We start from the raw sequence: 14,738 nt of genomic DNA on the forward strand, positions 1-14,738 counted from the left end.
ACCTCGATCATCGGTGATGGAGCTAGAGCAGATCGTTGATCTGCTCGGCGATCGCGGCGCCGATCGCGGCGGCGAAGCCCTCCGGGTCCTCGTGCGCGGCCGGCTCCTCCGGGACGATGACATCCACCAAGCCGTCCTCGAGCATCTGCTGGGCACCCACCCGCTGGCGCGCGGCGAGCAGGGGGGCGTGGTCGGTGTCCTTGAAGAGGATGGCGCTCGCGCCCTCGGGGGGCAGCGGCGACAACCATGCCTTGCTCGAGGCGATGACCCGACGAGCGGGCAGCATCGCCAGGGCGCCACCGCCGGTGCCCTCCCCGAGCAGCACCGAGACGCTCGGGACGGTCAGAGCGGTCATGTCCGCGATCGAGCGGGCGATCTCGCCGGCCAGCGCGCCCTCCTCCGCGTGCGGGGAGAGATCCGCGCCGGGGGTGTCGATGACGGTGACCAGGGGCAACCCCAGCTCGGTGGCCATGACCATCCCGCGCCGCGCCTCACGCAACGCGGCCGGGCCCATCGACTCGGCGACCTGGTAGCGCCGATCCTGCCCGACGAGCACGCACGGACGCCCACCGAAGGAGGCCAGCGCCAGCATCACGCCCTTGTCCGACTCCCCGTACCCCGTGCCGTTGAGCGGGATGACGTCGTCCGCGGCGTACCGCAGCAGCTCGCGCACACCGGGGCGGTCCTCCCGTCGCGTCACCGTGATCGCCGACCAGAGATCGTCGATCTCCTCCTGCGTCGGCTCCGGCCGGGAGACGAAGGGGCTGATCTGCCAGACCGGGTCCTCACCCTCCGCGGCCGGGGAGCCGGGGGAGGCATCCCGGGCCACGGGATGCGCGTGCCGCTCGGTGGTCGCCGACAGCAGCGTCAGTGCCCGGGCGGCGATCCCGGCGAGCTGGTCGGTGGGCACGACGGCGTCGACGATGCCCTTGTCGACAAGGTTCTCCGCGAGCTGCACGCCCGACGGGAAGGGCTCGCCGTTGACCGTCTCGTAGACGACCGGGCCGAGGAAGCCGATCAGCGCCTCCGGCTCGGCGATCGTCATGTGCCCCAAGGACCCCCACGACGCGAAGACCCCACCGGTCGTGGGGTGACGCAGGTAGACCAGGTAGGGCAGACCGGCCGCCTTGTGCGCGACGACGGCCGCGGAGATGTCGACCATCGTCACGAAGGCGGGCGTGCCCTCCTGCATGCGCGTGCCACCACTCGCGGTCGCGGCGACCAGCGGCAGACGCTCGGTCGTGGCCCGCCGGACCGCGGCGACGATCCGCCCGGCGGCGGCGCGGCCGATGGAGCCCCCGAGGAAGCGGAACTCACCGACGATCAGGGCGACGTCGTGCCCGTGGATCCGGGCGGACCCGGTGATCACCGACTCGTCCGTGCCGGCCCGCTCGGCGGCACGCTCGAGCGAGGCGAGGTAGGTCTCGTCCAGGCCGGCGAGATCGAGGGGCTCGTCCCAGGAGACGAAGGTGCCTGCGTCGACGACCGTGTCGATCATTTCGTGGGCAGTCAGGCGAGCGGAACTCATGCCGTGATCCTGCCAGTCGCCGCGCTGGGTACTCTTGCGCCGTGCTTGTGCCCTTGACCACTGCCGTGATCGTGGCCGTCGGCGTGCTCGCGGTGATGGCTCTGGTCTACATGATCGTCGACCGCCTCGTCGACGACGGGATGCTGCTCGTCACCGCGATCGTCGAGCTCTCCCTGCTCGTCCTGGCGGTCGTCAGCGCGTTCGCACAGGCCCGGGTCACCGGGACCGGGCAGGGCGCGACGATGCTCGCCTACGCCCTGACCCTGCCGCTCATCCCGCCGGTCGTCGTCTTCATCGCGCTGAAGGAGAAGACCCGCTGGGCCATGGGCGTGGTCATCGCCGGTGCCTTCACCGTCGGCGTCATGGCCTACCGCATCCTGCAGATCTGGAACCTCCATGGCCCCGTCTGAGGTGCGCACCGGCACCGGACCGGGCCGCGTCGTCGTCGCCGTGTACGCCGTGCTCGCGCTCGCCGCGACCGGCCGCTCGATCCTGCAGGTGACCGAGTACTTCGACCGGGCACCCCTGGCCTACGTGCTCTCCTCGCTCGCGGCCGTGATCTACATCGTCGCGACCATCGCCCTGGCGAAGGGGGGTGCCACCGGCGCCCGCATCGCCACCGGCGCGATCCTCGTCGAGGCGATCGGGGTGCTCACCGTGGGCACCCTGTCCTACCTGGCGCCCGAGCTCTTCCCGGACAAGACCGTCTGGTCCCACTACGGCTCCGGTTACGGCTACGCGCCGCTCGTCCTCCCCTTCGTGGGGCTGTGGTGGATCCGCCGGGTCCGTCGGGTCCAGCGCGCCCGCCGCGGCGCGGGGGAGTGACGGGGGCCACCCCCTTCGCCCGGGAGGTGAGACACCCACCCACCCGCGCGGAGCCGTTGTCTATGCTCCGTGGCAGGTCTTGAGTGCCAGTGTCCAAGCCCCGGCTTGCTGGCCGGCAACCCTCCTCCGCGGTGGGGTGCCCCGGGAGACGACCAGGGACGTGGCGACCGCCACGCTCAAGCGCGCACCACACCAGGAGCACAGACATGTCCGACCCGTCCACGTGGAGCTTCGAGACCAAGCAGATCCACGCCGGCCAGGCTCCCGACCCGACGACCGGCTCGCGGGCACTGCCGATCCACCAGACGACGTCCTTCGTCTTCCCCGACACCGAGACCGCGAAGAACCGCTTCGCGCTCTCCGAGCTCGGCCCGATCTACACCCGGATCACCAACCCGACGCAGGAGGCGGTCGAGAACAAGATCGCCGCGCTCGAGGGGGGTGTCGGTGCCCTGCTCGTCTCGTCCGGCATGTCCGCGACCTCGATGGCGCTGATGAACGTCGCCGAGGCCGGTGACCACATCGTCGCCAGCGCTGCGCTCTACGGCGGGACGATCAACCTCTTCCAGCACACGCTGCCGAAGTTCGGCATCGAGGTGACCCTCGTGGAGGACCCGGGCGACCTCGAGCAGTGGAAGGCCGCCGTCAAGCCGAACACGAAGGCCTTCTTCGGCGAGACCATCGGCAACCCGAAGGACGTCGTGCTGGACGTCGCCGGGATCGCGGGGGTCGCGCACGAGGCGGGCGTGCCGCTGGTCGTCGACAACACCATCGCCACCCCGTACAACCTGCGTCCGATCGAGCACGGCGCGGACATCGTCGTGCACTCCGCGACGAAGTTCCTCGGCGGTCACGGCACCTCGATCGCCGGCGTCATCGTCGACGGCGGGTCGTTCGACTTCGCCGCCGACCCGGAGAAGTTCCCGGGCTTCAACCAGCCGGACGAGAGCTACCACGGCCTGCGCTACGGCCCGGACCTCGGCGTGGGCGGCGCCCTGGGGGCCAACCTCGCCTTCATCCTCAAGGCACGGGTGCAGCTGCTGCGCGACCTCGGCCAGGCCGTCTCGCCGTTCAACGCCTTCCTCATCGGGACGGGCATCGAGACGCTCAGCCTGCGGATGGAGCGGCACCTGGCGAACACCGCGACGGTCGTCGACTTCCTCGGTGGTCACGCGCAGGTCGAGAAGGTCATCTGGGCCTCGCTGCCGACCAGCGCCAGCCACGAGACCGCGAAGAAGTACACGCCGAAGGGAGCCGGCTCGATCATCTCCTTCGAGATCGCCGGTGGCCTCGAGGCGGGCCGGAAGTTCGTCGAGGGACTGACCCTGCACAGCCACCTGGCCAACATCGGTGACGTGCGCTCTCTGGTCATCCACCCCGCCTCGACGACCCACTCGCAGGGCCCGGAGGAGGACCGCCTCGCCGCGGGCGTCACCCCCGGCCTGGTGCGACTGTCCGTCGGCCTGGAGAACCCCGACGACATCATCGCCGACCTCGAGGAGGGCTTCGCCGCCGCGACGGCCTGACCCTCGAAGCACCCCGCCGCGGGGCCTGTGGAGAAGTCCACGGGCCCCGCGGCGTTGTTGTCTAGCGTTGCCGACATGGGTGGCTACGGGATCTCGATCGACGGTGACGGCATCGCCCAGCTCGGCGATCGCCTCGGGAGCATCGCCGACCTGCTGGAGGAGGCGGCGGCGCGCACGTCCGAGCTGGCCGTCTACGGGTTCCCGTCCGGCACCGGCGAGCGCGCCATGGACGGCGTTCTCGGTGACCAGGAGCTGGTCCGGGTCGAGGTGTGCGACCGGCTGCGTGCACTGCGCGAGCTGGCCCACCAGGCCGGTGACTGCTTCATCAGCACCGAGCAGCTGATCGACCGGCGATTCCGGGGAGCCTCCTGATGGCGCTGCAGTTCTTCCGCACGGAGCTCGGCGACCCGGACCGGATCCGGGCCGAGGCACGGAGGTTGGCTGCCCGGGCGGCGGCCCTGCGGGAGGCGGCCGCACGGTTGCACGAGGTCTCGACGAAGGGAGTGTGGGAGTCCCCCTCGGGCGTGGCCTTCGCCGAGCAGGTCGGTGAGGTCCCGCAGACCCTGCAGCATCTCGCGACCACGCTGGAGGAGAGCGCGCAGGTGATCGCGCCCTACGCCGACCTGCTCGCCGAGTCGCAGCGGGTGATGACCAGGGAGCGCGCGGCCTACGACCACCACGTCGAGGAGTCGAACCGGCTCGCTGCGCAACGGGCGGGCATGTCGCCCGAGGACCCCGACTACGCACGGGTCGACCGGCAGTGGCGCGACGCGGCCGACCAGCGGGAGTTCGCCAAACGGCGCTACCAGAGCGAGGGGGAGCAGGCGACGCTCGACGAGGAGACCATGGCGCGGCGGCTCGACGACCTCGCCTCGAGCTCGACCGACCCGTGGGGCTACGACCTCTTCGAGGGGCTGAGTGCTCTGGGTCGCAGCGGTGCCGTCGACAACCTCGCCATCGACGTCGTGCCGGTCCTGCGACCGATCGGGCTGCTGCAGTTCGCGGACCCGATCGGCACGCTCGGCCTGCGTGCGCTCTACGACCAGGGCAGCTACTCGGGCGCCGGGAAGGCAGCGTGGCAGGCCCTGCGCAACGTGGTGAAGGTCCCCGTGGGCGCCGGCGCCACGGCCGACCAGGCGGTGCGGAGAACCAGACGCGCGAGTGAGACGGCCGCGGCGAAGGCTCGCCACGGCAACCCCGTCCGAGCGTCCGGGAGCGCACCGAAGCGCCTGCGGCACAAGGCCGGGGCCAGGGCCAAGCAGACGACGGCAGGAGCGAGGGTCCGCGCCGCACACGCTGCCCGGGACGCCTTCGACGACGCCACCGGCATCCGACTGATCACCAACATGACCTCCGACTGGGCGGCGATCGCCGGGGCGGGCCACGTGACCACGGGCGTGCACGTCCTGAAGTACTCCGTGGCCTCAGCGGACAAGGTCGACAGCACGATCCGGACCGCCCGGACGACCGGCCAGACGATCAGGAACCGCCGGAAGCCACCCGGTGGAGGTGGACGCGCCGACGACTGACCAGCGAGTCGGTAGCCACACGAAAAGACATTGCCCGAGCGGCCCCGAGGGCGCAGGATCGGCTGCATGACCTCAGACGCGCACGCCCCGAGCCCCGTCGCCGTGCGCCGGGTCGACCCGGACAACGCCGCCGAGCTCGACGCCGTCCTCGACATGGACCAGCTCGTCTGGGCCGACGACCTGCGCACCCCGCGCTCCCAGGCGCTGGCCGACACCCCCGGCCGGGCCGCGTGGATCGCCTCGATCGACGGCGAGGACGCCGGTATCGCCGCCTCCTGGGACGTCGAGCTGTCGATCCCCGCGGGAGGTGGGGGTGCCTCCCTTCGACCGGTCGAGGGCCTGACCTGGGTCGGCGTGCACCCCGACCACCGACGCCGGGGCGTGCTCACTGCGCTCATCCGTGAGCACCTCCGCTGGACCCGGGACGAGCAGGGTCGCTCGATCAGCGTCCTCAAGGCCTCCGAGCCGGGGATCTACGGCCGCTTCGGCTACGGCGTGACCAGCTCGACGGTGATGTCCTCCTTCGGGCGCGGCACGACCTTCGACGCGCCGCCCGCGGTCCGGCAGGTCGCCGACACGACCACCCTGCGTACCACCACGGCGGGCCCCGAGCAGGGGAGGCGCTGGCACCAGCTGGCGAGGACGTGCGCCCGCACCGGCGCCGGACACATCGTGCGCAGCCTGCCGGACTGCGAGCGGCTGCTCGTCGACCACCCCGAGAGCCGAGGGCCCCGCGAGCCCGCCCGGCTGCTGTGGGCCACCCGGGACGGCCACGACGTCGGCGCCGCGCACTTCCACCGCACGCCGACGTGGACGCACGGGAAGCCGGACGGCACCGTCGGCGTCTTCTTCCTCATCTCCACCGACGCGGGCGCGCGGCTGGCGATCGCCGAGCGTCTCGTCGACATCGACCTGATGGGCACCACCGAGTACTGGGTGGCTCCCGACGACGCCCTCGCGCTGTGGCTGCCCTCGCCCCGGTCCGTCGGAGGCAGCGGGATGGCCGACAACCTCTGGCTGCGGCTCGTGGACCTGCCGGTCGCGGTCACCGAGCGCGGTCACGCCGCCGACCTGGACGTCGTGGTGGAGGTGCGGGACAGGATCCTGACGGACAACACCGGCACCTGGCGCTGGAGCGCCACCGGCGGCGTGGGGACGTGTGTCGACACCGCGGAGGGTGCCGACATCACTCTCGACATCGGTGACCTCGGCGCGGTGTGGCTCGGTGGTCAGACCCTCGGCGCGCGGGCCGCCGCCGGCTTCGTCACCGAGCACCGCCCCGGCGCCGTGGCCGAGCTCGACGCCGCCCTGCGCACGCCCGTCGGCCCGGTCGGGACGATCGACTTCTGACCGGAACGCCAGCGCACGTATCGTGAGCGCCATGCCCACCCCCGTCCGTGAACCCGTTGCGGCGGAGGACCTGCACTACCCCGAGGAGCTACCGGTCGTCGCCCGCAGGGACGACATCGCCGAGGCCATCCGCGAGCACCAGGTCGTGATCGTCGCTGGAGAGACCGGGTCCGGCAAGACCACCCAGCTGCCCAAGATCGCCCTCGAGGTCGGCTGCGGCACCACCGGCCAGATCGGGCACACCCAGCCCCGTCGCATCGCCGCCCGGTCCGTCGCCGAGCGCATCGCGCACGAGATGCAGGTCGAGCTCGGTGGGCTCATCGGCTACCAGGTGCGCTTCGCCGACCACAGCAGCGACGCGACCGCGGTCAAGGTGATGACCGACGGCATCCTGCTGAACGAGATGCAGCGCGACCGGGAGCTGCGCCGCTACGACACGATCATCATCGACGAGGCGCACGAGCGCTCGCTGAACATCGACTTCATCCTCGGTTACCTCAAGCAGCTGCTGCCGCGCCGACCCGACCTGAAGGTCATCATCACCTCGGCGACGATCGACCCCGAGCGCTTTGCCGCCCACTTCCGCGACGCCGACGGTGAGCCCGCCCCGATCATCGAGGTGTCCGGGCGCACCTACCCGGTCGAGGTCCGCTACCGCCCGCTGGGTGAAGACGATGGTGAGGACGGCGACGGTGATGGTGACATCGACCAGGTCACCGGCATCTGCCGGGCCGTCGAGGAGCTGTGGACGGAGTCAACGAGCACAGCGGATGGCGTCCGAGACATTCTCGTCTTCCTCTCCGGCGAGCGGGAGATCCGTGACGCGCAGGAGGCCCTGACGTCGATGCACCTGCCGGATACCGAGATCGTCCCGCTCTTCGCCCGGCTGTCCGCGGCCGAGCAGCACCGGGTCTTCTCCTCGCACCCCGGGCGCCGGATCGTGCTGGCCACCAATGTCGCCGAGACCTCGCTGACCGTGCCCGGCATCCGCTACGTCATCGACGTCGGCACGGCCCGCATCTCGCGCTACTCCCAGCGCACCAAGGTCCAGCGCCTGCCGATCGAGCGCGTCTCCCGGGCCTCGGCCAACCAGCGCGCCGGCCGCTGCGGGCGCATCGCCGAGGGCATCTGCATCCGCCTGTACTCGCAGGAGGACTTCGAGTCGCGCCCCGAGTTCACCGACCCGGAGATCCTGCGCACCAACCTCGCCAGCGTCATCCTGCAGATGACCTCCCTCGGCCTCGGGGACGTGGCCCGCTTCCCCTTCGTGGAACCACCGGATGCGCGCCAGATCACCGACGGCGTCCGCCTCCTGCAGGAGCTGCAGGCCGTCGACACCGAGCGGACCGCGCCCACGGGGGCGAAGGGGGGCACCCGCGGGCGGCGCGGCGGCGGCCGGCGCCTGACGCCGACCGGCAAGACCCTCGCCCGACTGCCGCTCGATCCGCGCCTGGGACGGATGCTCATCGAGGCCGACCGACTGGGCTGCACCACCGAGGTACTGGTCATCGTCGCCGCGATGTCGATCCAGGACCCACGCGAACGGCCTGTCGACAAGCGTGCGCAGGCCGACCAGCAGCACGCGCGCTTCCGGCAGGAGGGGTCGGACTTCGCCGGCTGGTGGAACCTGTGGACCTACCTGAAGGACCAGCAGAAGGCCTTGTCCGGCAGCGCCTTCCGCCGGATGTGCAAGCGCGAGTACCTGCACTACCTGCGCATCCGCGAATGGCAGGACCTGCACGCCCAGCTCGTGCGCGCCGCCAAGCAGCGCAAGCTCGACACCAGGCAGCGCACCGTCGCCCACGACGCCGAGCCGGACTGGGACACCATCCACCAGGCACTGCTGACCGGCCTGCTCAGCCACGTCGGCCTGCGGGACGAGGAGAAGCGCGACTACCTCGGCGCCCGCGGCGCCCGCTTCTCCATCCAGCCGGGGACGACCAACTTCAAGCGACAACCCCCCTTCGTCATGGCGGGGGAGCTCGTCGAGACCTCGCGGCTGTGGGCCCGCTCGAGCGCCCGGATCGACCCCGTCTGGGCCGAGCGGGCCGGCGCCCACCTGGTCAAGCGGACCTACTCCGAGCCGCGCTGGAGCAAGAAGGCCGCGTCGGTCCTGGCGACCGAGCGGGTGACCCTCTTCGGCGTGCCGCTCGTCGTCGGTCGACCTGTCTCCTACGGCAGGATCGACCCCGTCGTCAGCCGGGAGCTGTTCATCCGACACGCGCTCGTCGAGGGCGACTGGGACGGCCGGCACGACTTCCTCGCAGCCAACCGCACGCTGGTGCGCCGCCTCGAGCAGCTCGAGGAGCGGGCCCGCCGCCGCGACCTGCTCGTCGACGAGGAGGACATCGCCGCGTTCTACGACGAGCGCCTCCCCGCGGAGATCGTCTCCGGCGCGCACTTCGACTCGTGGTGGAAGAAGGCGCGCCACGAGCAGCCCGAGCTGCTCACCCTCACCGAGGAGCTGCTCACCCGCACCGGCGCCGAGGCGGTGAGCACGAGCGACTACCCGAAGCGCTGGCGCAGCGACGGCCTCGAGCTCGCCGTCACCTACCAGTTCGAGCCCGGCCAGGAGGACGACGGCGTCACCGTGCACGTGCCGGTCGCCGTGCTCAACCAGCTGACCCCGGACGGCTTCGACTGGCAGGTGCCGGGCCTGCGCGCCGAGCTCGTGGCGGCTCTGATCAAGTCCCTGCCCAAGGCCACGCGCCGCCACCTCGTGCCCGCCCCCGACCACGCCCGCGCCGCCCTGGCCGAGCTCGACCCGGACGCCGGGACTGCGATCACCGGTCAGCTGTCGAGCGTTCTGGGCCGACGTGCCGGGGTGCGCATCGACGAGGGGGAGTGGGACTGGACGAAGGTCCCGGACCACCTGCGCGTGACCTTCGCCGTCGAGGACCAGCGCCGTCGGCGCCTCGGACGCGGCAAGGACCTCACCGAGCTCGCCGAGCAGATGGCCGGCCACCTGCAGCAGCGGATGTCGCGCGCCGGCGCCTCCATCGAGCGCACCGGCCTGACCGGCTGGGACATCGACGACCTGCCGGAGACCTTCACCACCAGGGCGGGCAAGCACACCGTGGTCGGCTACCCCGCCCTCGTGGACGACGGGGGATCGGTCGCCCTGCGCGTGCTGCCCGACGAGCAGCAGGCCCGTGCCGCGCACCGCGACGGAGTGCGCCGCCTGCTCCTGCTGAACACCAGCCCACCCTGGAAGCGCGTCCTCGCCCGCCTGACCAATGCGCAGAAGCTCGCTCTCGCGGACAATCCGCACGGCTCCGTCCCCACGCTCCTCGAGGACGCGCTCGCCGCCGCCGTCGACGACATCGTCGCCCAGCACGTCGACGGGCCGGTGCGCACCAACGCCGCCTTCGAGGAGGCGTTGGCCGCCACCCGCACGCACGTCGCCCAGCGGGTGCTGACGATCGTCGCCGAGGTCGAGCCGGTGCTCGCCCAGCGAAGCGAGGTGCTGCGGCTGCTGGACCGGATGCAGGCCCCGACGCTGACGGCGACCGTGGCCGATGCCCGCGCCCAGCTCGACGGGCTGGTGCGACCCGACTTCATCGCCGACACCGGCGTGGCGAGGCTGCCCGACCTGCGCCGCTACCTGCGCGGGATCCTCGTCCGCCTGGAGCGGGCCGCGGAGAACCCGCGTCGTGACGCCGGCCACCGGGAGGCGATCGACTCCGTGGAGTCCGCCTACGCCGACCTGCTCGAGGCGTTGACCCCCCTTCGTCGTCGGGCGCAGGACGTCGTCGACATCGGCTGGATGATCGAGGAGCTGCGCGTCTCCCTCTTCGCCCAGTCCCTGGGGACCGCCTACTCGGTCTCCGCGAAACGCGTGCGCGCCGCCATCGCCGCGGTCCCCACCTGATACGAACTGCTGCAGGCTCGAGTTCGTATTGCCAGCCGCAGCACGAGGTGCTGCTGACTCAACGAAGTGCTGCCAGCAGCACTTCGTCGGGGCTCCGCGGATGGAATGGCTCCACCGGCGCGGATGTTGACACAATGGATGAAGAACCGACAAGGAGGACCTGACGTGGCCGAGCGCCTCTACCGTTACGAGGTCGACACCGATCCCGCTTCCCTCGAGCCGGGGCCGATGATCGTCGCCTTCGACGGCTTCTTCGACGCCGGGATGGCCCAGCGCCTCCTCGTCGACCACCTCCTCGAGGTGAGCGAGCCGACCGTCGTCGCATCCTTCGACGTGGACTCCCTCGTGGACTACCGCAGTCGGCGGCCGGTGGTGACCTTCGACGCCAACCGGTACACCGACTACAACGACCCGGCGCTGGTGCTGTACCGCCTGGACGACCGGGACGGGCAGAGCTACTACATCCTCACCGGTCCGGAGCCGGACTACCGGTGGGAGGCGATGATCCGCGCGGTCACCACGCTCATGGACGAAGTCGGAATCACCCTGGCGGTGCACGCCCACGGCATCCCCATGGCGGTGCCGCACACCCGGCCGGTCGGCATGACGGTCCACGGCAGCGACGAGCGCCTCATCGGCGAGCACAAGCCGGTCTTCGGCACCGTCCAGGTCCCGGCGAGCCTGGCCGCCCTGCTCGAGCTGCGGCTGGGGGAGTCCGGCCGCGATGCCGTCGGTTTCAGCCTGCACGTGCCGCACTACCTCGCCCAGTCGACCTTCCACGACGCGGCACTGACCGCGCTCAACGCGATCGTCGACGTCACCGGCCTCAACCTGGCCAACGACGCACTCGCGGAGGCCGCCCGCGAGGGTCGGCTGCAGATCGAGCGTGAGGTCGAGGAGAACGACGAGGTCCGCGAGGCCGTCCAGGCGCTCGAGCGCCAGTACGACGTGCACCTGCGCGGGCTCGAGCGGCCCAGCCTGCTCGCCGGCGAGGGGCAGGACCTGCCCTCCGCGGACCAACTCGGCGCGGAGTTCGAGGACTTCCTGCGCACCCGGGACGACTCCTCCGACTCCCAGTAGCTACGTCGCCTCGGACCACCGCCGCACGAGCGAGGTGTCGGCGACGAAGCGCACCTGCTCGCCGCCCAGCCAGCGCCGTGCCGCGTCGGTGAGCGCTTGGTCGACCGCTGCCGCGGCCTGCTCGGCGTGCTCCTGCGGGACGTGGACGAGCAGCTCGTCGTGCAGGCACAGCACGATCCGGGAGGGAAGGGGGCGCACCGCCACCCGCACGGTCGCCGCCCAGGCCTTGAACAGCTCGGCCGCCGACCCCTGGATCACGGCGTTGCGCGCGAATCGGCCGCGTGCAGCGGAGACGGCTTCGCCCCCGTCATGCTCGTTGCCACCACCGCCGGGATGGTCCGTGCGCACGAGACGCCCGCCGAAGGTCACCACCGGCTCCCCGCGCCGGCCGGCCTCCTGCGCCCGCTGCAGGTGCGCCATCGCCACCGGGTACTCCCGCTCGAGCCCGCGCAGCGCCTCCGCGGCCGGGCCGGAGCGCTGGCCGTACATTGCCGCGAGCACGGCGATCTTCGCGATCGAGCGCTCCACCCCCAGCTGCGCGGCGACAGGGGAGTAGAGGTCGTCCTCGCGGGTCGCCGCGGCAAAGGCCGGGTCGCCCGAGACCGCCGCCAGCACCCGCGGCTCGACCTGCCCGAGGTCGGCGCGCACGAAGACCCAGCCGTCATCGGCGGCGACCGCCGACCGCAGCTCGGCGGGCAGGTTGTGCAGCCCGGCCTGCGCGGTCATCCGGCCGGCCGCGCCGTCGCAGGCCGCCCACCGGCCGCGCAACCGGTCATCGCTGCCGACGTGCTCGCGCAGCCACCGCCAGCCGTAGGTGGTCGCGATCCGTTCCTTCTTGCGCCACTCGAGCAGCGCCGGGACCACCGGGTGGGCGCTCACCTGGGCCTCGAGGACCCACTTGCGGGTCGAGGGCACGTCGACGCCGGCGCGGGCGAGCATCGTCTTGACCTGGGCCGGGTTGCGCAGGTCGACGTGACCCGTGCCCGGCAGCGCAGCGAGGACCGGTGCGTCGCGCACCTGCCGGGACGCGAGCTCCTCGGCGACGTCGTGCGGCTCGGGGCCGGCAGCCGCGGTGACCAGTCGGCGCGCAGCCTCCCGGTCGATGGGCAGGCCGGCGGCCTCCAGCTCGACACACAGGACCGCGGCAGCAGACTCGGCGCATGCCGTGGCGACCGCACGAGGACCGGTGGCGGACCTGGCTTCGTGCTGGTGGCGAGCGACCTGCCGGGCCGCGTCCGCGAAGGCGGCACACCGCTGCGGTGTCGTCAACCACGCGCCGGAGACCGCGTCCGCGCGCAGGTGCCCGTCCGGACGGATCAGGTCCTCCGGGGGCAGCTCGTCGGGGAGCAGGTCGAAGAGGTCCCCGGTGGGTGCACTGGGCACCCCCTGCGGGTCCAGGCCGTGCGCGGCGGCCCAGGCCACCTCGGGCCCGGCCGCCCATCCACCATGGATGAGGCGGTGCCCCTCCGCGACGTCCCACGTGCGGTCCAGACGCGCGCCGGTGCGGATGGCCGGCGCGACCGCGTCGGCCGACCACGTCACCCACCGGATGGTGGGATCGAGCGCTGCCACGAGCGATGCGAGGTCGGTCGTGGGCACCGCAGGGGAGTGCGGAGGCAGCACAGCGCCGACGCCGTCCACACCGATGACGACGGCCCCGAGATCCTCCACAGCAGCGAGGCTACCGGCGTGATGTGACACTCCTTCCCGCGCACGGTCGCTGCAGCTGCTGCATGGCAGGATCGACGGTGACACACCGCCCGCACCACCAAAGGACGTCACATGGGCTTCACCGACACGCTCGGCCTCGGGCGGAGCAAGGGCAAGCATGGCTCCCGGGACAGCCGCCCGGCCCTCGAGCAGGCCCGCGACCCGCAGGAGCAGGCCGGTGCCAACGGCGCGGTCGTCCATCTCGTGCAGCAGCTGCTCGACGTCGGCATCGAGGGATGCGGTCGCTTCGACTCGGCCGTCGCGGTCGGTGACGCCGCCCTGCTGAAGTCCGGCGGCAACGCCGAGCGGGCCATCGACCGGATCGTCGCCGACCACATCAAGCTCGCCGGTGCCAGCGGTTTCATCACCAATCTCGGCGGCTTCGCCACGATGGTCGTCGCGCTCCCGGCCAACGTCTTCGGCTTCTACGTCCTCGCCACGCGCATGGCCGCGGCCGTCGCCCACGTGCGCGGCCATGACCTGGCCCGCGGCGAGGTGCGCTCGGCCGCCCTGCTCAGCCTCGTCGGCGCCGACGCGCAGGACCTGCTGGCCAAGGCCGGGATGGCCGTCCCGAGCGGCCGCCTGGCCGGCTTCGCGTCGCAGCAGCTGTCCGGCCCGGCGCTGATGATGGTCAACAAGGCCGTCGGCTTCCGCATCCTCAGCCGGACGGGCAGGGGGGTCTTCGCCCGGTTCGGCAAGGCCGTGCCGCTCGTCGGCGGTGCCGTCGGTGCGGGGATGGACGTGTGGCTGCTCAAGCAGCTCGCCGACCACGTGCGTGAGGAGTTCCCGCCCGCCGACGAGGGACGCGCCGTGACCGGCTGAGGAGTAGCCTGCTGGTGTCCGCCACCCGGAGGTGACCCGATGCCCGTCGGCCCCAGCACGTACCGAGCTGCCCGCCTCGCCCACGCCCTGCGCGAGGCATCCGCGACCCCGGGAGCCCCGAGCCTGTGGGCGCGGATGCGCGCCGTCCCACGGATGGTCCGGGCCGTGCGGTCGGGGCAGTACACCGGCCTGACCTCGACGCGGCTGATGATGCTGCTCGCCGGGATCGGGTACGTCGTCTCGCCGATCGACCTCGTCCCCGAGGGCCTCCTGCTCGTGGTCGGCCTCGTCGACGACGTCCTCGTCATCGGGTGGGTTGCCACCGTGCTCCTGCGCGAGACGGAGGACTTCATCGTCTGGGAGCGGGACGCCGCCGCGTGGGCGGCACAGCACGGCCGGGATCACGCCGACCGTGGGGCGCGGACGGTGCCCTCCTACGTCGTCCCGGACTGACCGGCTCCACAGCCGGAGCGACCGCCGGCGCTCATCCACAGGCG

The 14,738-nt window shown here is 72.1% G+C and carries 12 protein-coding genes and 1 riboswitch; of the genes, 10 read left to right on the top strand and 2 right to left on the bottom strand.

Annotated features, from left to right (window positions below):
- Window positions 1-22: 22 nt before the first annotated feature.
- Window positions 23-1,528: a carboxyl transferase domain-containing protein gene (locus V1351_RS05675; protein ID WP_338751567.1), complete on the bottom strand. Its 1,506-nt coding sequence runs from the start codon at window positions 1,526-1,528 to the stop codon at window positions 23-25.
- A 41-nt stretch (window positions 1,529-1,569) separates the two neighbouring features.
- On the opposite strand from V1351_RS05675, the gene V1351_RS05680 reads away from it, so the two are divergent.
- The 8 genes from V1351_RS05680 to V1351_RS05715 all read left to right on the top strand — a co-directional run bounded on the left by V1351_RS05680 (window position 1,570) and on the right by V1351_RS05715 (window position 11,709).
- On the top strand, window positions 1,570-1,938 hold the full coding sequence (locus tag V1351_RS05680) for a hypothetical protein (RefSeq protein WP_338751569.1): 369 nt from the start codon (window positions 1,570-1,572) through the stop codon (window positions 1,936-1,938).
- Window positions 1,925-2,353, top strand: a complete 429-nt coding sequence (locus tag V1351_RS05685) for a hypothetical protein (RefSeq protein WP_338751571.1) — start codon at window positions 1,925-1,927, stop codon at window positions 2,351-2,353. Before V1351_RS05680 ends, V1351_RS05685 begins: the two co-directional genes overlap by 14 nt.
- A gap of 75 nt (window positions 2,354-2,428) precedes the next feature.
- Window positions 2,429-2,542, top strand: a riboswitch (SAM riboswitch).
- Between the two features lie 17 nt (window positions 2,543-2,559).
- Window positions 2,560-3,879 (top strand): bifunctional o-acetylhomoserine/o-acetylserine sulfhydrylase, encoded by a 1,320-nt coding sequence (locus tag V1351_RS05690; protein ID WP_338751573.1) that lies wholly within the window; start codon window positions 2,560-2,562, stop codon window positions 3,877-3,879.
- 75 nt (window positions 3,880-3,954) lie between these two features.
- Window positions 3,955-4,251, top strand: a complete 297-nt coding sequence (locus V1351_RS05695; RefSeq protein ID WP_338751575.1) for a hypothetical protein — start codon at window positions 3,955-3,957, stop codon at window positions 4,249-4,251.
- Complete coding sequence (locus tag V1351_RS05700; protein ID WP_338751577.1) at window positions 4,251-5,408, top strand: hypothetical protein; 1,158 nt, start codon at window positions 4,251-4,253, stop codon at window positions 5,406-5,408. The genes V1351_RS05695 and V1351_RS05700 overlap by 1 nt, the downstream gene beginning before the upstream one ends.
- 66 nt (window positions 5,409-5,474) lie before the next feature.
- Window positions 5,475-6,758: a GNAT family N-acetyltransferase gene (locus V1351_RS05705; RefSeq protein WP_338751579.1), complete on the top strand. Its 1,284-nt coding sequence runs from the start codon at window positions 5,475-5,477 to the stop codon at window positions 6,756-6,758.
- 31 nt (window positions 6,759-6,789) lie between these two features.
- Window positions 6,790-10,629 (top strand): ATP-dependent RNA helicase HrpA, encoded by a 3,840-nt coding sequence (gene hrpA / locus V1351_RS05710; RefSeq protein ID WP_338751581.1) that lies wholly within the window; start codon window positions 6,790-6,792, stop codon window positions 10,627-10,629.
- 165 nt (window positions 10,630-10,794) lie between these two features.
- Window positions 10,795-11,709, top strand: coding sequence for a proteasome assembly chaperone family protein (locus tag V1351_RS05715; protein ID WP_338751583.1), 915 nt, complete (start codon window positions 10,795-10,797; stop codon window positions 11,707-11,709).
- Here V1351_RS05715 and V1351_RS05720 read toward each other — a convergent pair whose 3' ends face one another.
- Window positions 11,710-13,380, bottom strand: coding sequence for a DNA polymerase (locus V1351_RS05720; RefSeq protein ID WP_338751585.1), 1,671 nt, complete (start codon window positions 13,378-13,380; stop codon window positions 11,710-11,712). It abuts the gene before it with no gap.
- A gap of 111 nt (window positions 13,381-13,491) precedes the next feature.
- Between V1351_RS05720 and V1351_RS05725 the strand changes: the two genes are divergently transcribed.
- Window positions 13,492-14,241: a hypothetical protein gene (locus V1351_RS05725; RefSeq protein ID WP_338751587.1), complete on the top strand. Its 750-nt coding sequence runs from the start codon at window positions 13,492-13,494 to the stop codon at window positions 14,239-14,241.
- Between the two features lie 39 nt (window positions 14,242-14,280).
- Window positions 14,281-14,694, top strand: a complete 414-nt coding sequence (locus V1351_RS05730) for a YkvA family protein (RefSeq protein WP_338751589.1) — start codon at window positions 14,281-14,283, stop codon at window positions 14,692-14,694.
- Window positions 14,695-14,738 lie beyond the last annotated feature (44 nt).

Source organism: Janibacter sp. A1S7, assembly GCF_037198315.1.
Taxonomy (GTDB): Bacteria; Actinomycetota; Actinomycetes; order Actinomycetales; family Dermatophilaceae; genus Janibacter; species Janibacter alittae.

Coding starts and splice junctions, on each gene's coding strand:
- V1351_RS05675 (WP_338751567.1), bottom strand. CDS start 1,528: ATGAGTTCCGCTCGCCTGACTGCCCACGAAATGATCGACACGGTCGTC.
- V1351_RS05685 (WP_338751571.1), top strand. CDS start 1,925: ATGGCCCCGTCTGAGGTGCGCACCGGCACCGGACCGGGCCGCGTCGTC.
- V1351_RS05690 (WP_338751573.1), top strand. CDS start 2,560: ATGTCCGACCCGTCCACGTGGAGCTTCGAGACCAAGCAGATCCACGCC.
- V1351_RS05695 (WP_338751575.1), top strand. CDS start 3,955: ATGGGTGGCTACGGGATCTCGATCGACGGTGACGGCATCGCCCAGCTC.
- V1351_RS05700 (WP_338751577.1), top strand. CDS start 4,251: ATGGCGCTGCAGTTCTTCCGCACGGAGCTCGGCGACCCGGACCGGATC.
- V1351_RS05705 (WP_338751579.1), top strand. CDS start 5,475: ATGACCTCAGACGCGCACGCCCCGAGCCCCGTCGCCGTGCGCCGGGTC.
- hrpA (WP_338751581.1), top strand. CDS start 6,790: ATGCCCACCCCCGTCCGTGAACCCGTTGCGGCGGAGGACCTGCACTAC.
- V1351_RS05725 (WP_338751587.1), top strand. CDS start 13,492: ATGGGCTTCACCGACACGCTCGGCCTCGGGCGGAGCAAGGGCAAGCAT.
- V1351_RS05730 (WP_338751589.1), top strand. CDS start 14,281: ATGCCCGTCGGCCCCAGCACGTACCGAGCTGCCCGCCTCGCCCACGCC.